Below are 21,220 nucleotides of genomic sequence, written 5' to 3'. Positions count from 1 at the left end.
ATTAAATCTTTTTCCCGGTCAACGCTTCATAATCCACAGGCAACAATGATGCTCGCCTACGCAATTTATTAACAAGTCTGGGAAAACGACAACATAAAGATAATTTATACCCACTTATATGGCTACGTGAAAAAACATGAGTAGAACCACAACGTGCATAATACTTCCCATACATTTGAGCCAAATATATCATTGCCTTCTCCGTATAGAAAGAAACATGCTGCCCATGATCAAGACAAAAATACCACCAATTATTCAAATCCGGTTTATTTAAAGGAATTAATTCTGTCGAGCATATGATATTATCTGCACACGCAAATAGTTCCCCTAAAACTTCTCGTGGGTTCGGTAAATGTTCCATAAATTCGAAAGCAGTTACTACATCGTAATGCATTCTTTTTCGTTCATGTCCAACAGCAAATATATTTTTACAATATTTATCATACCACTCAAAATCAAATCCATTATCCCTCATTATCCGTGTAAAAATACCGTAACCACCACCATAATCCAAAAAAGTTTTGGCATCATTAAAAACCCCATTAATTATTCCACTTATGTTTTTACTCAACATGATATTACGACTCAAGAGCCCTATGTCCGAATCCGCTATGGCTGATGAATATGCCTCCCCCAGCCAATACGGATCCTCCGTCTGAATAAATCCACACTGCTCACACATATAATAAGTAATATCATACTTATTCAGAATTTCAGCATGCCCATATTCACTCATTTTATTCCCACAAATTTTGCATATTACCATTATATTTTCCCCTACTAATTATGTGTAAGAATTTTGATTACTCTTGCAGGATTCCCCGCAACAACAGCATACGCAGGAACATCTTTAGTAACCACGGTATGTGCAGCAACAATCGCACATTTACCAATAGTAACTCCTTTCAAGATACACGAGCCAAACCCAATCCACGCATCATCCTCTATTACAACATCGCTTCCATTTAACTGATATTTAGGCAAAAAACCCACAGTTAATATATCACGATAGTGGCGATGTCTTTCATCAGCATCTATAGGATGATCGTTGCTATCATGAATATCAACATTATGTGCCATTAACACACGATTACCTATAGTTATATTCTTCTCTGACCATATTCGTGTCCCTTCACCAATATAGCAATCCTCACCAATAGAAATTTTCCCTTGATATGGGAAAATCAACAACTGCCCGCGAACATACGTACCCTTTCCAACTTCTATCCTGCCACGAACACCAGATAAATTATCTACCCTTGCCTCCGAGCAAAAAACGACAGCATCTGCCTCACATTGCAGGTGACAAGCCCAGTTCCAATACAATGCCCAAAAATGCACGTATGTGTCATATATGCATTTAAACATCCTAAAAAACATGTCCATAACAAACCTCACATCGCACCACCTATCTTAACAGCAATTTCTTTATTTTATTGATAACCACAGATAACCCATTTGACTTGCTTTTAAAAAAAAACTTCTTCGTTTTTTCGCAAGCCAATATACTGGGCTCAACTCGCCTACAATATAACTTCACTTGCTTTTCCCCGACAACCAAAGATTCAAATTTTGTATCTTTACCGCAATTTTCCCCAGTTCCATCGAATCCGATATTTTGGGCAAGGGATTTATTGGGAAAAAGGCACAACCCACTATGTCGAAAAATCCATTCATAGAAAAATACCGCCCAAGTATATTTTACTCCTTCTGCATTATCTAAAACTTGCCCCCAATAGTCATACGCACCATCAATGTTAAATCGATAAATCTCATCCTTAGTATAACGCTTCAACAAATCTTTCGGATTACGCTCAAATCCTTCCCACACGCGTTTCCAAGTTGCCCATCCCCAACAAGCATTAAATGGCAAAAAGTAGGTTTCAGATAAATTCTCACAATCATTAATATACGCATATCCCGACACCGCCATTACTTTAGGCATGTCCTTATAAACCTCAAGTGCATCATTCATGTATTTTAAAAAGTACTTAGCCGTTACGATATCATCTTCGAGCACAATAATCTTTCCATATTCATTAACAATACCTGTCACGCCATCAATAATATTTTCCGCAAGTCCCCAATTTTTCTTACGCTCTATGATATGAACCTGCTTAAAACCATCCACCTGATGCAAGAAAGCTCGTACTGCTTCGACTGATTCCGTTGCCACATCATTTTTCGGGCCATCCGAATAGATATATAATTCGCTATCAGCCGCGTACATATTTTGCTGCAACGCCGCTATCGTCTTTTTCGTATGCTCCAACCTGTTATACGTAAAAAGCACAATCGGTGCCAAATTCTCTATGAACTTTTTATGTGCATTTTCATCATGGTCCCAAATCAAATCAGCGTATTTCTCTTCCTGCATCTAAAATCTCCCTCAACGATAAATACTACTATTTGCACGTCTTCTTTCATTATTCATATACAATAATGCATAAAGCATTACAACAAAATTTTCCCTTCATCGCGCTTATGGATAAACAACCTACGTACAATCGCATTATAAACTCGCAACAGAAACATATCTATTTTGTATATAAAGTTCCCACACAATGAATTCTTAGACATATGTGCCTGCTCCGCCAATCCCACTAAGTCAATATTACAGTTATATACACCTGTATTCATATTTCTAGCTTTTTCTAATATTCTATACGAACTTATTCTGTCCCAATATTTATACGTTAATGAGTGACATACCCTTGAAACATATTTTGTGTATTTGTATTCTTCCATATATAATTTCGCCCATACCTCACTTCCATCTGAAGTTGCCTGTCCTTTCCAGATCCTGCGAAGATACAGCGGAAACATACTTTTTAACTCCCAAATCCCAAACATATAATGAAATTTTTGCACCATGCAAAAATCACCCATACCATTAGAATACGAGGGCATCCCACCAGTTTCTATATATGCTTCACGATTTATCAGAGCTCCCAACCAGCCTGGATAATACCCGGAACACACCATTTCTCTTTTGTTAGTATATAATTCATACTCATAATTTCCACCACAAACTGCTGATTCATAATCTTTTCCGTCAATAAATTCCTCACAAGGGCATGAGATATATTTCGCCATTGGATTCCTTCCAGCAATTGTTGTTAGTGTTTTTAAGTGATGGGGACTCAATATATCATCATCATGTAAAAATACAATCCACTTACTTTTAGCCAATTTAGCTGCATTATCCATTTTAAAGGATACACTTTTTCTGTGACGGTAATATATTATCTTGTCATCATCATATTTACTTACAAGTTTTGCTGTATCAGTAATGACATCAACATCTTCGCCTTCATTATCAACTACAATTATTTGGTAATTATCAAATCCGACCTGATTAAGTGCAGATTCCAAAGCCTCTTTCAACAGTTTACACCGTTTATATGTAGGTAACAATATTGTAACCAATGGTGGTTTCTCCCAATGTTTCCCCTGTATTAAAACGGTTTCAACGCCTTCGAATTTATTATAAAATTCTTTTTCCCCTTCTCCATAAAAGTCAAAAAATGTATCCACAATTAATACCCCACAAATACAATACTTAACCTATTATACATAGATACAGTCGAATTACTTGAATGCTGAACTATATAATCATCAGCTATTTTCGTCCTATATGAATTACCGTCCCCCTAAAATGTCAACGCGCCTTTCTAAACATGAACAATCCACAATAATGATCTACATTTGGCTCTATAGCAAATGCATTCGGAGACGGCAATTTATAAATAACAGGATCAGAATCAAGATCTATAATCGATAATTCTTCACAAATACATCTATCAAATTCTTCTATGATCGTACGTGGGTTAAATACCCTATGTGCGTTAAAACATACATGATTTTCGCCTACAGGAACAGATATATATATATATCCACCAACCTTAACCACTCTTTGAACAGCACTAAATGCCTTAAAACACGCTTCCGGATCCACGGAATCACCATATCTTCCTAACCCGAAATGCTCAAATGAACACAATGCCGACAAACTCTCAATTGAATTATCCGGTATGCCTTCTAAATTAGTCGCATCTGCTTGTACAAAATACGTTCCCGGTATCAATTTATTCATCGGCCTAATATCTATAAAATGCAATTCTATTTCAGGGAACAGCATCATATGTGATATAAACCCATCAACTCGACTCCCAATGTCATAGTGCTTTCGTGGATGGTTTGCAACAATTCTTTGAGCTCCCCATAAATCCTGCCAAAAATATGTCCCAGGATATCCAGCTTGTCCTCTATATTCATGAATACATGGGAATTCATATTTTTTCTCGTATGAGAATTCATCTCTCGTATTCATTTTTTTATATCTATCCATATCACTTAAATATTTTTTTCTATCAATTTCTGTCTGTCTAAATTCTTTAATTTTTGACAAAGCATATTTTAATCCTAAATTTCTGCCAATGCCCTTTAACCCTTTTATAATTGTTTTATACATCATATTTATCTCCCAATTATATTACTAAAATCTATATTTCCAATGTTATTTGCCGTTTTCATACTCGCCGTCACAAAAATATATGGATCGCTTAGTTAGCATGATTAAACATTTTATGGCTGCGGGGCCGTTAAGATTATTTGCAGGTAAACTTCTAATTTTCTCTTTATGACATAGTTGAAAATTACCGCCAAGCAATCTCAAAATAATCTTTTTTTATAAAAAAGTCATCCGAAGACAATCTTGCCAAGTAAATATATCCTTTATCAACTAAAAACTGCCGTATTTTCAGTTCACTAGACAAGCTATCCACATTTTCTACGCTTAATATTTTTATATTATCTACATCCCAATTTATTCCACTTAATATCTCATATTCCATACCTTCTACATCCAGAGATAAATAATCTATATCATGCATACCATATTCTTCCAACACATCACAAAGTCTACGTTGGGAAACTTCATAAGTATCCACAATTTCTGCTTCGTCACAATCACCTGTTACGCCCACCCCGCCATTTCCGGAAGACCTTCTCGATAAGTAATCTTTTTTTGCTTCTGAAAATCTAATAATATCTGCTTTATCTCCCAGTGCTATTTGCAGACATCTCACTTTTCGTTGTTCTTTCCATTTGGGAATATACTTTTTTAAAGGTTCAAATGCCAAACCACTCCAACCCTTTTTTTCAAAATAATACGTATTATTTATTACAATCGGGTCATTCCCACCTACATCTAAATACACCCCATCAGTTTTTCCATTTAGTAAAAAATCAACAAATAAATCCTGCCCACACTGGCTATAATACTGTGTATACCCCAAATTCCAATTATGATGTTTCCCATCTGCTCGTAAAACTTGCCCAATATCTTCTAAATATGGCAACCAAACCCCTCGTTTAGTTCTAAACTTTTCCTGTATGAAATAATATACTTTTAATAATAATATTTTTATTAACATTTTCACATGTTTCATAATTTTTTTACTCCTCAAATTTTTATAAATTGGTAATAATTAAAGTTATTGATGTATACTAAAAATTCCTAACATCAAGAAATATATTTTTAGTTCTTACGACCAAGGTTCTCATTTTATTCTGTCCATCATTTTTGCAATAGCATAAATATAATTCTTATTAAATCTATGCTCCATTCCAAAATCCCACCGCCTTGCAATGACACCATAAGAACTCTGTTCATGCTCATCACACACAATAAACTTGCTATCAGTATTTGCCTTTGTGGTCATAACATAGTCCGCACTGTCTATTAACCTCATTTCCTCTTCCATACTTAAATTCTCCAATGCTAAAAGCCTTTCTGAGTCAGCTTGAAATGAATAATCCCAGTATATATATTTTAAATTATCACTATCAAAAAAATCCTTGTCAGCAAAAACTTCTTTCTTTCTTGAAATAACAACTATTTCATCCTCGCTAAACGACGAATATAACTTTTCCACCCCATTAGCAACAGCTTCTCCATACGGCACTACCTCGCATATTAATTTTACCCCCTGACGATTTTTTAGTTGCCTATCATCAATAAACTGCTTATAAGATATTTCATTTGCCGGTTCAGCCAAAAATGTTACATTATGCCCTAGATGGGCTAATACCATTCCTATTTCCTCAAATGCGAGCATCCTATCTGACGAATTTATTTGGGCATATGGCACCAATATGAAATGTTTTTTCCTAGAAGACAATGCATTTTTTAGCCATAACATATTACGGTCATTTTTTAAAATTCTATCTAACATTTCCAAATCTTTACATCCACTTGCCTCTAACATTGCTTCTTCAAGATAACCTAGCTGTAACAAGATATCTATATATCTATGCATAAAACACTTATTTCCTCGCTGAGATGCATAGATGGCAAAAGCCAATTGCAAAGCATTATCGAATTTTTTCATAAAATAATAGCAGTAAAATTTCTGTAAAAAGAACTCCTGTTCAGTATCAAACTCGCTATTATAAACGTTTAAAGACAATCTAGCAATTTTACTATTCGTGTCGTTACAATTAGACTCATCGACAGCAACTGACAAAACTTCATTTTTTAAATTATCATAGTCAACAATGTTATCAATATTATCAGCCTTATATACTTGTCTATACTTTTTTATTAATTTTTGTCCTAGTCTTATATCTTTTTCAGACCAATTAATTTCGTCACCTATGCATAAATCTTCGCATTTGAAATCCCTATTCGTAATTGTTTGCTTAATTAAATTTTTTACAAATCTTATGTTTCGACAAAATGACTTAATCAAACTACTGGATTGTGAAACATCTCCCTGCCAAAAACATTTTCTGTTTTTGCCTCCATTTAATTCATCTGCTAATCTACTAAATGTACTGCTGTTTGATAGTATCCTATGTGTACACATAGAAAGCGATACAAATTCATCTAGTGCAGCATCATTATACCCAACATAATGGACATAATATACTGTTTTGTCCTTTCCGATAATTTTTTTGGCATAATCTATATCGTCCGAGAAAACACAAAAAATGCATTCTCCAAACTTTTCTCTAAAAGCTTCCATAGCAGCTATATAATAATCATCTTGCATACTGGTTGCCCACCCAGCAAAAAGCATATCGCCTCTGCGTATATGTATACCAACAGATACTTTTCCCTCAATTAGATTTTCAAATTGTTTTAACTCCTCACTTTTTTCTCTAACAGTAAAAAAAGATCTTATATCCTCCCAATAATCTTCGTAATATTTGTCTTTAGGGAAAAAATATCCGCACATGTATATATCAGCCGAACAATCATTATCCGACACGTCAAAAATTGACTTGTATAAAACCGCTTCATCGTACTCATTTTCGTTTTCAACAAGGATCCTATTTTTTCCCCTTATGTACTCCGGAATCCCATATACATCCTCATGTCCAATATGACGTATATCTTGAAGTCCATATACTAACTTTTTTACATCAGGAATATTAAAATAATCTAATGAATATCCTCTGCTACTTGCACTGGACACAACACACTCTGATATGTCAAGGACCAGTCCCTGCTTCAATTTTCTTGATAACGCATACCCAGCGGCAAATTCGTAAATTGAATTAGCAAGGCCTGGACTGATTCTTACTATTACCATTTTTGCACCAACTCTTTCCTTACAGTCACACCTATAATTGTGTTCTTGTGAGCAAAAATTTCTCAAGTATACGTGTCTCTTCCCTAATTCCACTTTTTTTTAGATGTTTACATAAAATATGCGGATTCATGAACTTTACTCCGTTAAACACAAAATGCATATCAGCATCCTCTATGATTTCATCATCCGATACATCGTACTCATTTTGAGGATGCATCTCACAAGTTTCTGAAACAATCACTAAACCTTTCCCATACAATTCTCTATAAGGCGAACTCATGATTATGTCAATATCATCGAATGGTTTAGATTCTCGCAAGCCAAGTACTTGCAGAACCGCTCCGCTAACTACACAAACCTCACTAAGCGGAATATTATACTCTCTCAGTACAACTTTTAAGTCCTGTAGCTTTTTAAAAAAATCAACATCAGCCAACTTCACTCCAAGTCTCTTATACCAACGTGTCAGTTCCGATTCCTGTTCTTCTCCAAGATTAGCTTTGGGTAATATGCTATCATTTTTAAACACTTTCTTAGGGACAAAGGGAACCACAATTTTGCGTTCCTCTACCCCCAAATTCAATAGTTGTTGCTTAATAGACTCTGCCGCCTTATAATTTCCTATAGCTATTTGTTGGTATTCCAACGACAAAATTTCTGCTGGTGAAATAACCCCAATGCCATCGAAAAATGTTCCCCACTTATGCTTATCATTATCTACAAAAGCGATAACATCTAAACCGCGTTTTTCCAGATAACCCCTACATTTTCTTCCCACACCGCCACAACCAAAAACCAGTGCTGCACTCATACTTTCACCCCCAAATAGCGATGCGTTAGACCTCTAGCTATGAACATTAATTCACCTCCAGTTTTGCTGGAACCGTACCATTCAGGTAATTTGTCTGTACACAGACAATATCCATGACCTAACGGAGCCGATTTAATATCTTTCCAAAAACAAATATCTGCATTACTAGAATCTCCGTCGTTTTCACCAATAACAAATATTCCCAATGATTGGAAATATCTACGCAGAATGCCGCCATCATTCATTTTTTCAAAGATACATAATTTACTCTTCAGCTTTTCAAAACAAGTAAAATCCACATGCTGGACACCACGGTCATCTACAACTACGCACTGCAGATATAAATCTCTAATAATTTCTTTAGCAGCAGCAAGGACAAACAGTCTCTGATAATCAGAAAACTCACACGGCAAATCTACTAAATAAGGATGTGCTGCAGGCGCAAAGGAAAGGCTCCCTGCTTCCTCGCACAAACGGCGCTCAACAGAATGAACCATCGCCAAATCACACCATACTGTATAATCAGCCTTTGCCAAACGCAAAGGCACATACTTATAACCTTTAGCAATCTGAAAAGCCACTCGATTTCTACCACTACTTGCCAAATAGAAAGCACCGTCCAAAAATGTAGCGGTTGGTGCGTTTTGTTGAAAGAATCCTGTATTGATCTCTGCCAGTTTTTCAAGATTTTGAAACACGCCAGCTCGTGAATCCAGGAAACCGGTCAGTGGCTTTTCTTCTGTACTAATCCCATTCCGATGTAACCATTCTCCGCAATACAAATAAAAATCCTGTAACGCATCATCATATTCTTTCTGACATAAATTCCCGAGAAATGCACTATAAAGTCCTATCAAGCCAAACATCAATGGCATATTGCACTTAGGATAGTCGAAACATTCCGCATAATTAAAAACAAGTTCTATCGGCACCCACGCTAAGACAGTTTCTCCATAATCTTCAATCAAGAACCTGTCATGCAAATGTACCGATACACTATCTATCCTGGGAATCACACAGGACATCAACGGGGGATGACATCCTTCTACTAAGTTTTCATAAATTTCATTAACACGCTGTTCAACACTATCTTCAGCGCCGTCATTTAAAAAGGCTGCGGGTTTATATATCAATTGGTAAAACCCGAATTTCCGCAAATCACGTGCGATTATTTCATGCTGAAATACATCCTTCAAACAAATAACAACTATAACCGTATTTTTATCCTGTACTTTCTCTGCAGCCTCTTGCAAAGTAATTATGGGGCACTCTCCTATTGCCATCTCATGTGCCCTTTTATCGATGAATCCAGCAACTTTAAATCCAGACTTTTCCAAAACTCGAGCTGTTCGAATACCTGTACCGCCCTTACCATAAATCCATATTGAACTCTTCTCAATCTGAATCCCCATATAATCTTCCGAACTGGTTCTCACATCACTCATAATTTTTCCCCGTTTGCTCCGTGATTTCTACCATACCTATACTATCCTTCCGAAGAATAATATCGTAATTCAATTCGGCTGACTCAATAACAGACTCATCTACCAATTCGATATCTGGTACACACATTAGTCTATTGAGCTTTTCATAAAAAGCCAATTTCTCCGCTTTCACTGCGACTATAACCTTAGACGCTTTCATCCTTGCAAATTGACGAGCAAAAAAACCTTCTGTATGAGATAAATCCAGTATTTTCTTATTGGACAAATCCACATGACCGTAACTTTCCTCAATGCTCTTAAAGGTATGATATATCTCCCCCACTCCATGTACAATTACATACTGAAAGGCGGGATGCGATATAGGGTATGTAATTCTCTCAATCAAATCAGGGGTTACAGCTTCCATACCCTGCCACTTGCAAAAATCTTTCCTGCTAATTTTTAGAGGAAAATATCGACATCCCTTTGCATATAAATACATAATGCGATGGTTTCCCCCAACAATATTAAAATATCCTCTTTCATTCCACATAGCCTCAGGCGCACTATGAATAAAAAATTCCATCCCAAAGCTATATTCGTGTTCGAACAACTCAAACTGCAAACGGCGTTTTTCTATATTCGGCTTTGCTCCACCATTTCGCTCATACATACTGAGATATAAGTCACAAGAGCCATCCATGCCTTGGAAATAGCGTATAAGATTCAACATCCAATAATTGGTTGCGATATTCCTATCATAATAAGCATACGGCGAATGCAAATTATTTTTATCTCCCGGCCAATGCTCTAAACTTTCTGTATAAACAATCTCCAACGGGACCCATACCACAACTTTATCAATACCTGCACTTGCCACAGCCTGTCCTGCCTCAAAGAACGATTCTTTTGCATAGCGTCCGTAATCTTGAACCACTCCAGTAACACGTCCCTCTAGATACTCATTATAAAGAATCGTGAGTTTCGTCTTTAACCTCGTTGGCATATCATAGGCGATTGGCAGGAACACCAGTTTTTGAAATCCTTTAGAACAGAGCTTATCAGCGACCTCCTTGTGTAAAAGACCATCCGCCAACGCGATAATTACAATAGTATCAGAATGCTTCGAATCAGAATATTCATCAACCTGCAAAAGTGGTATACCCAAGCACTCTTCCCCTTTTCTTGCCCTACGGTCAAAAAAAGCCTCTGGCTGGATTCCCGCACGGAGCAGATTTTGACAACAGCCTTGCCCTACTTCTCCTGCTCCATATATAGCTATTTTCATTTAATGACCTCTTTCTCAAACCGGCACAGCATAGAATACCGTTTCATGTGGCTGAATATCATGATGACGTAGATAATATTTATACCGCACCGCTCTATTATTATCTTTTGCCAAAGTTCTTATATACTGTGGTATTGTAATCAAATCTTCTGTTCTATGATAAACACAAATAGCCAAAAACGGCATCTGCTCAGATATAATACGTTTCATACCGCGCAGAGCATCCATCTCTCCGCCTTCTAAATCCAGCTTAACAAAAGAAATTTGTTTATCACCTATTATAGTATCCGCCGAAACAACCCGAATACGTTCGCCTGCCGATTGCGATGTTATTTTTGACATGGATAGATTTCCCATTTCAAAAAACGTTTCACCGTTAGTCTCCCCCAAAGCATAATTGTATGCATAAATATCGTTGTATCGTTTGGCGACAGTCACAATCTTAGAATAATTATCTTCATCCGGTTCAAATGAGTATACAGCCTTAGGTTTTACTTCATCTGCAACAAAATCTAAAAAAGCTTCCGCGGTATCACCAACAAAACCACCCCCGTCCAACAAAGCATGCTGAGGGAAATTTTTAAACCGATACAGTTCATTAAAGTATTGTGCTTTACGGCACAATGACCACAAAGGCGGAATATCAGTATTTAAGCATTCCACATGAGATTGAATATATGACAAAAATACAGTCCTCGATTCATCATCTTCCAACATTTTAAAGGTTTCATCTAATTCGTCCAAATGTTTTATAACCCATTCATAGGATATTTCGCAGGGAATCATAAATTTTTCGAAAAAAAAGACATGACCAATAGTTGGATTCCGCAAAAAAACAGCAATATTGTCAGCCATTGATGCTCCGCTGCAACCGATAACCAAATTATAAGTATCATACAGTTGATTTAAATTTTCCGCATTGACAACCGCCTTCCCCATAAACGTCTTGCCTTCGCGCCAAAACTGACTGCTCTCCGAATACGAGTTAATTGTAATTCCATTCGCTGATAAATGCTCAGTCAGCATTTTCGCGCGAAATCCAGTTCCATAGACTACACATGGAAGCTCCGATTTTCTCAGCATGTCTAATTCATCATTCTGTATTCTATTCTCTTCTGAAAAAGTTTTATTAACATAATCGCGAAACAACATTTAAACTAACTCCTTCGTATACGATGATATGCTATATAAAATATTTTTATTTCTACTTAGAATCCACTAATGATTTTACCAGCTTCGCAATATGTTCAACCGTATCGAAGTTCTTTATGTCCAGCTCATCCTCAGGAAATGTAAAGCCATATTCGTGTTCCAGTTCCGTAACAACATACATGAAGCAAAGCGACTTCATAATGCCTTTTTGTAACAAATCCGTATCATCTTCAAAATCTTCATATTCCTCTATATCATGGATAAGTTCCTTAACTTTCTCTTTATAACTGTCCATTCTGCACCTCTCTTACACTGCATAGAGTACTGTTTTAAAATCTCCGTATATCTCTTTCACTCGCATATAAAACCGATAATTCGGATTAATATCCTTGATGAGCGGAATCAATCTGCCAACGTCCTGCTTTCTAACGCCGAATTCCAAGCAAAGCATTGGCTGGCACTGTCTGATAAGCTTTCTTCCCCCCTTAAGAATATCAAAATCCGCCCCCATTGCATTAATTTTCAACACCGTTGGGCTAACCTGCAAACTATTATCCAGTGTATCTGTATAAACCCTTTCCGTCATGAAATTAACTGGTCCACGGGCAACAGCCTCCCTGCTGCTAAAAATGACTTCTGCTTTTCCATAAAGATTCGGGGAGTCAAAGAGAATATTCTGATTATTTCGAATCGAGTGCCACTCTTTTTCTTCAGCCCCGCTAAACAAAAGCTTATTTACCGTAGTAACATGAGGCAATCGGGCATAAGTCAACATATCGCAAAGAGATTTATATATCCCTTTGTCTCCTTCAAACGCCACAATTTCTTTATAAGATCCGCGTACGGCCATAGCAAAGCTGAGCAAACTGTCTCCCGTAAACGCCCCTACATCAACATACACATGATCACGTCTCTTCGGGAATAATTCTGTATCAAAAAAACCAAGATTTGGTTCATTTGTCTCAAGATAATCAAAAAGCGGCAAATAGTCTCCAGTCACTTTATATCCCACTGTTTTCTCAAACACTTGACGGGAAATATCATCCTCCAAAGATTCGTAAGCCTCTTCCAACTCTTCCCAACAAGTCATCATTTCCGCATCTGAAAGGAGTTCCACCTCTGTTTTGAATGGTATACAAAGCTGCTTTACGATGTCCCCCCCCCGCGGACGACTGTTTTTATTTCACGTGCAAATCTGCTGGAAACTGTCAACAGCATAAATACCTTCCCTGTCAAACGTGAGCGTACAGTATTGTAGTCTTCTATCTCCATCCCCTCAAAATTCCGACCCCACTTGTTTCTATCAGAATCGCAGATGGCTGCAGGTTCAACACCATAGCGACGCAAAAGCTCAATTGCCTGTTTTCCTTTTGATCCAGCCCCATAAAGGATAACATCTGCCCCACGCAATTCTTCCAAGTACTTATTAAGACTTTCCAGTTCCATCCTCCAGATACTCCCTTCTAAGCCTTACTCTGTCGACCTTTCCGTTTAGGTTTAGAGGCAATTCATCCAGCAATATAATCTTTCCCGGCAACATATACCACGGCAGTTTTACCTTAAGCTGCTGATAAAGCTGCTTTTCCCCTATTTCGACATTGATTAAAGATATAATCAAAACAATGCGTTTTTTCTCTTCATCATAAAGTGCACATGCCTGTCCTACCTCTGGCAATGCCAAGGTCGCGGTCTCTATCTCCCCCAGTTCTATCCTATGCCCCTGCAACTTTATCTGAAAATCCTTGCGGCAAACGTACTCTATCTCTCCACGCTCATTGAAGCGAACCAAATCTCCAGTTCGATAGAGAAGATCGTGATAATACGGATTAAGTGGATTCTGCACAAATGCCGACTCTGTTTTCTCCGTGTTATCATAATACCCAAGCGAAAGGCAAGTTCCTCTTACGCACAACTCACCTAATCCCTGTCCTACAACAGGTTTATTGTCCTCGTCTAAAATAATTATTTCTGTATTAGCGCACGGTACACCAATAGGCAAAGGCTCATCATCAGAGAACTCCCTATCAACAATATAATATGCGCAAACGTCCGTAATTTCCGTAGGTCCGTATAAGTTTGCATAAAGTACTTCCGGGTAAGCCTTGCGCCAAATATTCAGCTGCTTATTCGGCATAACCTCTCCACAGAAAAGCACCTTTTCCAAATGCTCAAGATGCAGTTCATCCAATGCCCTGCCATTGGCAACTGAAACCAACGCTGAGGGCACCCAAAACAAAGTGTTAATCTTATGTTCATTCAAATAAGCAAACAACTGCTTATGAAATGTAAAACATATATCAGGAATAATATATGTTGCAGCGCCATTCTTTAAAGTCGAATAAATATCTAAAATAGAGTTATCAAAATAGAACGGGGCCTGATTACCAAAAACAGTATGTTCATCAAAGGAAAAAGTGTCCGCGAGCCACTCAGCATAATCAATCACGCTTCTATGACTTATAACGACACCTTTAGGCTGACCGGTTGAACCCGAAGTAAATAGCACATACAATGGGTCTACATCACAAATTGGAGAAATGTCTATATCGGATACGTTATCATCAATCTCTCTTGGAAGTATAATATTTTCCCAAGAACCATCCAAAGTATTTTCCTCTTGGGCGTATATTATCGCCATAGGCTTTAATACTTCCAGGATTTTATTATTTCTGGCCAGAGGTGAAGATATATCCAACGGCGAGTAGAAATTGCCGCTATAGGCTATTCCCATAAAAGCAATAATACAGTCTACACTTTTCTTCATATAGACCGCTATAGGCCTCCTTCTAACTTCTCCACACTGTTCCCTAATCTTCCATGCCAGCTCTAATGCTCTTTTATTAAGTTCACAAAACGTCACTTCCTGATTAGAATCAGCGAAAGCAACCTTATTCGGAAAATTTTTCGCACTAGATTGGAGATATTCCAGCACATTTTTAATCATCGAACGCCAACTCCTTATATTTGGCATTAATAGCTGCTGCTACTTTTTCACGCCCTTCTTGATTTACAGTCTCATCTATAGTTGAAACGTCTGCAAACAGTACCGAAGGAAGTAAATAGCTCAAATCCAGCAGCGGAACCTTACCATCTTCCGCCACTCTTTTCAAAAAGGCGGTATTTTGCTCATAACTGTCAGTAAATCTGTCCCCCCACAAAGATACCGCGTACTGATAATTGGCAGGGGGTATGAAAAGCATTAACCGTATATTTCTTTCCGCACACATCTGTATGAATTTTTTCAAATACACAACACATTCATTTTCCGGATCCATGCGATACATATAATTCAGCTTGATAACAATTTTATTATTTTTATCTCCGGACATACCTCCCATAGCCTCGTCCGAAGAAGTAAAATAGTCCATTTTGTAATTTTGAAACCGTTCTTTCGTGACCTGAGCATATCGATTAAGCCCTTCGTCTTTGAAATCAAGAGCCTCTGCCAGCTGACGAATCAATGGCGCATGCTGCGAACGTGGCAATAAGTTTTGTTTCCCGGTAAAGGTTTCCAAATTCGTCATCAATATGATGTTATCAGGCTTGTGGATATGGCGTATATGTGCCTTCGCAATATTGTAATACGCTCTCATTCCCATAGCATGAATTGCGAGAACTTTTGTTGTTCCATCTTTTATAATCCGTTGCAGTTTTTCTCCTACGTTTTCAAAATCTGTATCCGAAAGTGAAAGATCCGTCAAACCACAGTCACCCATAATCAAAGTCTTGCACGGCGTGCTATCGCAAAAGATATGAACATAGTTCTCATAAAGATGACTTTCTATGTAGAAGAAATCCTTATTCTCTGCAAAACCATCATTTTTCAATTGCTCGGCAATAGCAAATCCGCCTTCCACAGAAATAATAATAACGACCTGCCCTCGCTGTTTTTTTATTTCATCATAGGATACAATCGGAAATTCATTGATAAATCCACCAACCTTTGATTGGTTATTATCCGTAAATATAAAGCCATCATATCCCAAACGCTTTAACTGCACAGAAAAAGATGTGCCACGAATACCGCTGCCAAAAATCACAATCTGCTTCTCGCGCAAAATGACATCATTTTCTTCCACAAATTTACATAACGCCAAATAATCATATTTACACATAGTCGTAACCGGCCAAGCATAGTTCTTTTTCTCCATTGTCAAAAACCTCTTACTATTTCGTCTTCATTCGCCCCAGTATTTCAAACCTATATTCATCTATCATATCTGCTTCGGAATAAATAGAATTATTCAAAATTGAACAATCTTCGCACATTTGAGGCGACCGTAACTCCAGTTGTTGTTTTAGCAGCTCCTGTCTCCTGTCAGATTGCCAATAATGCAACAGACTATTATCATTTATATTCCCCAATTTTTCTTCTGATAACAGCTGCGTGCATGGATAAACATCCCCATTCGGCAGTACAACAACCGTGTGAAAAATCAGAGGACAGCATTTCTGCTTTTTAAATTTTTTCCCGTATTTATTCTGTATATCCATATTGACCCCAACACTGTCAACATTCTTCCAGATAGGAACAATCTGTTCTATAAACACTCTATCGGCAATCGGTGTGAACATATCATAAAATTCTTGTTCCTCGCCTTCACATAGGGCAGTATTTGCAATTTTGATATAGATTTGCGTTTTTTCGCCCTTATATCCATATAACAACTTTAAGTTGTTATAGAATTTATTATAATCTATCTTTACTCCGCATATTCTTTCATATGCTTCAGAATTAAGTCCCTGTAAGGAAACAACTATCCTGTCAATTCCTGACTGCGCCAATTCTCGCGCGTATGTTTCTGTTAACAATGTCGCATTTGTATGTATTGAGACTCTGCTTTTTATCCCCTCACTCTTTATGTGAGAAACCATCTTAGCAAGATTCGAATTTGTTAAAGGTTCTCCATGACAAGATAATGATATCTGCTTAACAGACTGTGGAAATTCTTTTATTTGGTTAATTATTTTTACAAAAGTATTCCACTCCATTTTATTAAGGGCCTTAGCATATCCCCAATTGTCTTTATTTCTGTCTGACCGAAAGCAGTAATTACATTTTAGATTACATACCTCTGATGCATCAACAATTACAGTAAAAGGTGTATCTAACGGTAATATTTTACCTAATATTTGTCTGTTTGTATCAAAGGACTCTTTAATTATTCCCATTAATCACGTATGCCTCCATCCACTTCTTTTCAAAGTCTTTTATTTCAGGATGACTCAAAAATTCTTCTTTGACACTGTTCAGTTTACTTACCAAATCATTTTTTATATTCAAACAGTCTTTCAAATCATGTTTTGTGATTTTGTCTACCATGCTAATCCAAAAAGACCATTCACAATATCTGGATAAACTTGCAATGCTGGGTGCCTTTTTTTCAATATACTCAGTTCGATTCCTGTATGCACGCAGATAATCAGTCATAATTTCTTTATTCCACTGATTCGCATCACTAGTAAACCCCGAAATATTGCTACCATGTCGCAAATAATAATATTTATCCAAACCATGCATAACGACTTTATCTGCTTCTAAAAGATATTTGTATTGCGTATGTACATCTTCATTTCGACAATTTTCTTCAAAAGGATATTTTTGCAATATCTCTCTTTTATACAATTTAGGTGACATTCCCGCTCTAATTTTATCTCTTTTCAACAAAAATTTTACCGCTCCTGTACCGTCTGTAACTATTTTTTCATCAAATAGACATTGTGGCTTACGGGAAGTCCCATCACCTTCTGTACATCCAGAAATTGAAATATCCGCTTTATTCTCATTGATAAGATTAAACAGAAACTCTAGATAATCTATTTTCACACGATCATCATCATCTACAAAGGCTATATACTCTCCTCTGGCTGCCTCCACTCCCCTATTTCTGGCATACCCTATGGAATGTGGTTCATTCATAGCAATAATTTTTATCCTGCATTCTTTTTCCCTGTAATGCTTAAGGATTTCTCTCGTATTATCAGATGACCCATTGTCGATTATAATGAACTCGAAATCTGAATATGATTGACTCAGTATGTCCTCAATCATATTTTTTACAAAAGTAGCACGATTATATGTAAGCATAATAACGGATATCATAAGCATAGCACCCTTCCGTATGCCGTATCACATTCATTCCATAAATATGATACGGCTTCCTTCATCTTCAAAATTGAAATTGACTAATCTATATTCTCTCAATTCATCTCGAACAATTTCTTGTTTTTCCTCAGGAACGTACAAAAGCAAAAAACCGCCGCCACCAGCACCCAAAACCTTACCACCAATGGCTCCGGCAACTTTTGCTTTTATATACATTTCATCTATCAATGATGTTGAAATCTGCGTTGACATTTGCTTTTTCAAGGTCCATGCTTTATCCAGCATAGCTCCCCATTTATGCAAATCTCCCCGTTCCAAAAGAGCTATCGACTCATCTACCATTCCTACCATTTCATTCAAAACATCACATTTCTTTTTTATGTTCTGCTTTTGGTCGCTAAGGATATGTGAAGAAATTCTGTTTACGCCTGTATAAAAAAGCATCAGCCTACGCTTTAAAATCTCCATAATCTCTTTTTTACATATGACATTAGCCACACTGACCTCGCCGGATGCATAGTACCTATATCGTTTTAATCCCCCATAAGCAACAGCATACTGATCCTGGATTCCGATAGGATTTTTTAACCTGTCAATTTCAATTTCACACGCATGCTGTGCCAATTTGTCCGGGGACAGACATACACCTTTATAAGCAAATAATGCATTAAGCACTCCTACAGCCATTGCACTTGATGAAGCTAAGCCTATACCAGATGAACTAATTGGTATATCCGCAGAATATACAATATCCACGCCTCGTTCTACACCGGCAATCTTCATCGCTTCACGAATGATATTATGTTCAACCTCGTCAACATTATCAACCAATTCCTGAATCCTGTAGCTGATACGAATCTTATCATCAAATCTTTTATTGACCATGATATAGATATACATATTCAATGCCGTACTGACCGTGCTTCCGTACCCTATTTCAGTTGTCTCGAAAAAATCTCTGAAATCAGTCCCTCCGCCAAAAAAAGAGGCTCTCAATGGAGTTTTCGATATAATCATGGCTCAATCCCCTTGAATAATTTTATTAGCTATATCCAGCAGACTGCTATCATCCTTAACCTGATAGCATTTGCACCCCGCGGCTTTTCCTGCCTGTATATCCCTTTCATCATCACCAATTAAGATGCATTTCCGAAGATTTAATGAATACTCTTTCTGTGCCTCATACAACATTCCGGGTTTTGGTTTTCTGCATTCACATTCTTCATCCCAATTATGTGGGCAATAATACATTGCATCTATTTCATAGCCTGTTTCTTGTCTTAAATCCGCCTGCATTTTATCATGAATCGCATTAAGCGTATCTACTGACAGATTTCCCCGAGCAATCCCCGGTTGATTTGACACAAGAATTAATCTGTATCCATTTTCTTTGAGTTTTTGTATTGCTTCTTTCGCCCCCGGAAGCCACACAAATCCTTCCGGGCGTTCAACATAACACGCCTTTGGTGGCCGAACATTTAATGTTCCATCTCTATCCAAAAAGATTGTCTTTCTTTCTGAAAAGAACTGTTCTGTTAATTCTATACGATTCCACGAGCCTATAGAATAATATCTATGTTCTACTGAAGTAGCAAACAGTTCTCCCTGCGCCACACATTGTGGGTATACTTCTTTCTCAAAATTCACTATACCTGAATTTGAATCAAGTAAATCCAATGTCTCCTTTTTTATGATTGCATAGCCAATATCAACGCCTTTTAATCCTAGGGTTTCACGCTTTTTATCGTATACCTCAACCTTGCCGTCAGTGGCTATTAAAAGATTATCTTTTGTATAATTATCTCTATTTGTATATGCAGTAATTTGTATCGCTGCATCATTTTTATATGCATCCCGAACGAGCTTATCAAAATCTATCGGACAATAATTATCACAATACATAAGCAAAAATCTATCATCCAATAAATCCCTGATTTCAAGCAGTCGGTTTCCTGTCTCGTACTCAACAGGTGTGACACTATACTCTATGGTCAAGCCATACCGGCTTCCATCCCCAAGATAGTCCTGTATTTCCTGCGCCTTGTACCCTAGTAAGATAACTATTTTTTTTATTCCAAAGCTCTTTACCTGTTCAACAAGATATTCAATAAACGGCTTATTATTAAATCTATACATAGGCTTCGGATGCTCGTTAGTAAATGGACGAAGTCTAGTACCCAATCCACCCGCCAAAATCACAGCTTGCTTAATTTTATTAGTCATCTGTATTCAACCTCATCGCAACTCCATCCTCATCAACTATAATGTCAACAAGTTGCTGCAATATCAAGTTATGTATAGACTCAACCATTCCATAATGCTCGGCAGGTACATAAACGTTGATATCTCCTAATGTCTTTAGCTTATTATCCGATTTGAATCCTGAAAAAGTGATTACCTTTCCACCAATCTTTTTTATCGTTTTAACAGCCTTTATAATATTTTCTGAATTTCCCGAACTGCTTATTGCTATCAATAAATCATCTTTGTTAGCTAAAAGTTCCAATTGTTTGCAAAACACATACTCATAAGAAAGATCATTGGATATACAGGTGATTGTTGGCTGCCCATACATGCTAAAAGTTCTGAACCCACCATTCTTTAGAAAATCTCCTGTCATATGCTGAGCAATACCGGCACTTCCTCCATTCCCACAAATAAACAATGCTTTACGATTTTTTTTACACTCTCTGAGAAATAATAAAATCTCAAAAATTCCCTCATCATAAGTGCCAAACTGCCTATCTGCCGATATTTCTATATGCTGAAGCAAATCAATAATATCGTCTATGTATTTCATCCCCGGCCTCCATATCTACAGAACAATAGTACTTTATT

21 protein-coding genes are annotated in these 21,220 nt (G+C 37.1%); all 21 read right to left on the bottom strand.

From position 1 onward, the window contains the following. Position 1: 1 nt before the first annotated feature. Positions 2 to 766: a class I SAM-dependent methyltransferase gene (locus tag BUA83_RS07760; RefSeq protein ID WP_072935663.1), complete on the bottom strand. Its 765-nt coding sequence runs from the start codon at positions 764 to 766 to the stop codon at positions 2 to 4. Positions 767 to 780: 14 nt separating this feature from the next. Further along, positions 781 to 1,386, bottom strand: a complete 606-nt coding sequence (locus BUA83_RS07755) for an acyltransferase (protein WP_072935662.1) — start codon at positions 1,384 to 1,386, stop codon at positions 781 to 783. Positions 1,387 to 1,408: 22 nt separating this feature from the next. Beyond that, positions 1,409 to 2,377, bottom strand: a complete 969-nt coding sequence (locus tag BUA83_RS07750) for a glycosyltransferase (protein ID WP_094756536.1) — start codon at positions 2,375 to 2,377, stop codon at positions 1,409 to 1,411. 77 nt (positions 2,378 to 2,454) lie between these two features. Then, positions 2,455 to 3,537, bottom strand: a complete 1,083-nt coding sequence (locus tag BUA83_RS07745) for a glycosyltransferase family 2 protein (RefSeq protein WP_072935661.1) — start codon at positions 3,535 to 3,537, stop codon at positions 2,455 to 2,457. A gap of 124 nt (positions 3,538 to 3,661) precedes the next feature. Further along, positions 3,662 to 4,477, bottom strand: a complete 816-nt coding sequence (locus tag BUA83_RS07740) for a DUF268 domain-containing protein (RefSeq protein WP_094756534.1) — start codon at positions 4,475 to 4,477, stop codon at positions 3,662 to 3,664. A 181-nt stretch (positions 4,478 to 4,658) separates the two neighbouring features. Then, a complete protein-coding gene (locus tag BUA83_RS07735; protein WP_072935660.1) occupies positions 4,659 to 5,453 on the bottom strand; it encodes an FkbM family methyltransferase in 795 nt (264 codons plus the stop codon). Positions 5,454 to 5,564: 111 nt separating this feature from the next. Further along, positions 5,565 to 7,601 carry an alpha-1,2-fucosyltransferase gene (locus tag BUA83_RS07730; RefSeq protein WP_072935659.1) on the bottom strand — a complete coding sequence of 679 codons (2,037 nt, stop codon included), beginning with the start codon at positions 7,599 to 7,601 and terminating at the stop codon, positions 5,565 to 5,567. 31 nt (positions 7,602 to 7,632) lie between these two features. Continuing rightward, the gene (locus BUA83_RS07725; RefSeq protein ID WP_072935658.1) at positions 7,633 to 8,412 is read right to left on the bottom strand and encodes a hypothetical protein; all 780 of its coding nucleotides are present in this window, start codon (positions 8,410 to 8,412) and stop codon (positions 7,633 to 7,635) included. After that, positions 8,409 to 9,857 (bottom strand): nucleoside-diphosphate sugar epimerase/dehydratase, encoded by a 1,449-nt coding sequence (locus tag BUA83_RS07720; protein ID WP_072935657.1) that lies wholly within the window; start codon positions 9,855 to 9,857, stop codon positions 8,409 to 8,411. Before BUA83_RS07720 ends, BUA83_RS07725 begins: the two co-directional genes overlap by 4 nt. Then, positions 9,850 to 11,124, bottom strand: coding sequence for an LbetaH domain-containing protein (locus BUA83_RS07715; protein ID WP_072935656.1), 1,275 nt, complete (start codon positions 11,122 to 11,124; stop codon positions 9,850 to 9,852). Before BUA83_RS07715 ends, BUA83_RS07720 begins: the two co-directional genes overlap by 8 nt. A 15-nt stretch (positions 11,125 to 11,139) precedes the next feature. Further along, on the bottom strand, positions 11,140 to 12,276 hold the full coding sequence (locus BUA83_RS07710) for an FkbM family methyltransferase (RefSeq protein WP_072935655.1): 1,137 nt from the start codon (positions 12,274 to 12,276) through the stop codon (positions 11,140 to 11,142). Between the two features lie 52 nt (positions 12,277 to 12,328). Beyond that, positions 12,329 to 12,571, bottom strand: coding sequence for a phosphopantetheine-binding protein (locus tag BUA83_RS07705; protein WP_072935654.1), 243 nt, complete (start codon positions 12,569 to 12,571; stop codon positions 12,329 to 12,331). Positions 12,572 to 12,583: 12 nt separating this feature from the next. Then, the gene (locus BUA83_RS07700; RefSeq protein WP_159430494.1) at positions 12,584 to 13,327 is read right to left on the bottom strand and encodes an FkbM family methyltransferase; all 744 of its coding nucleotides are present in this window, start codon (positions 13,325 to 13,327) and stop codon (positions 12,584 to 12,586) included. 95 nt (positions 13,328 to 13,422) lie between these two features. Further along, positions 13,423 to 13,722, bottom strand: a complete 300-nt coding sequence (locus BUA83_RS07695; RefSeq protein WP_072935652.1) for a nucleoside-diphosphate sugar epimerase/dehydratase — start codon at positions 13,720 to 13,722, stop codon at positions 13,423 to 13,425. Beyond that, entirely contained in the window at positions 13,703 to 15,220 is a 1,518-nt protein-coding gene (locus BUA83_RS07690) for an amino acid adenylation domain-containing protein (protein ID WP_072935651.1), read from the bottom strand. Before BUA83_RS07690 ends, BUA83_RS07695 begins: the two co-directional genes overlap by 20 nt. Then, positions 15,213 to 16,427 (bottom strand): hypothetical protein, encoded by a 1,215-nt coding sequence (locus tag BUA83_RS07685; protein WP_072935650.1) that lies wholly within the window; start codon positions 16,425 to 16,427, stop codon positions 15,213 to 15,215. Before BUA83_RS07685 ends, BUA83_RS07690 begins: the two co-directional genes overlap by 8 nt. A gap of 16 nt (positions 16,428 to 16,443) precedes the next feature. Further along, the gene (locus BUA83_RS07680; RefSeq protein ID WP_072935649.1) at positions 16,444 to 17,448 is read right to left on the bottom strand and encodes a radical SAM protein; all 1,005 of its coding nucleotides are present in this window, start codon (positions 17,446 to 17,448) and stop codon (positions 16,444 to 16,446) included. Further along, positions 17,435 to 18,379, bottom strand: a complete 945-nt coding sequence (locus BUA83_RS07675) for a glycosyltransferase family 2 protein (RefSeq protein ID WP_072935720.1) — start codon at positions 18,377 to 18,379, stop codon at positions 17,435 to 17,437. The genes BUA83_RS07680 and BUA83_RS07675 overlap by 14 nt, the downstream gene beginning before the upstream one ends. Before the next feature lie 33 nt (positions 18,380 to 18,412). Next, positions 18,413 to 19,399, bottom strand: a complete 987-nt coding sequence (locus BUA83_RS07670; protein WP_072935648.1) for a GHMP family kinase ATP-binding protein — start codon at positions 19,397 to 19,399, stop codon at positions 18,413 to 18,415. Between the two features lie 3 nt (positions 19,400 to 19,402). Further along, positions 19,403 to 20,605, bottom strand: a complete 1,203-nt coding sequence (locus BUA83_RS07665; RefSeq protein ID WP_072935647.1) for an HAD-IIIA family hydrolase — start codon at positions 20,603 to 20,605, stop codon at positions 19,403 to 19,405. Next, entirely contained in the window at positions 20,598 to 21,182 is a 585-nt protein-coding gene (locus BUA83_RS07660; RefSeq protein WP_072935646.1) for an SIS domain-containing protein, read from the bottom strand. The genes BUA83_RS07665 and BUA83_RS07660 overlap by 8 nt, the downstream gene beginning before the upstream one ends. Between the last annotated feature and the right edge of the window lie 38 nt (positions 21,183 to 21,220).

Origin of the sequence: Schwartzia succinivorans DSM 10502, assembly GCF_900129225.1 — a bacterium.
Taxonomy (GTDB): Bacteria; Bacillota; Negativicutes; order Selenomonadales; family Selenomonadaceae; genus Schwartzia; species Schwartzia succinivorans.
Note: the sequence above shows the minus strand (reverse complement) of the source record. Positions and strands in the feature narration are given on the sequence as shown.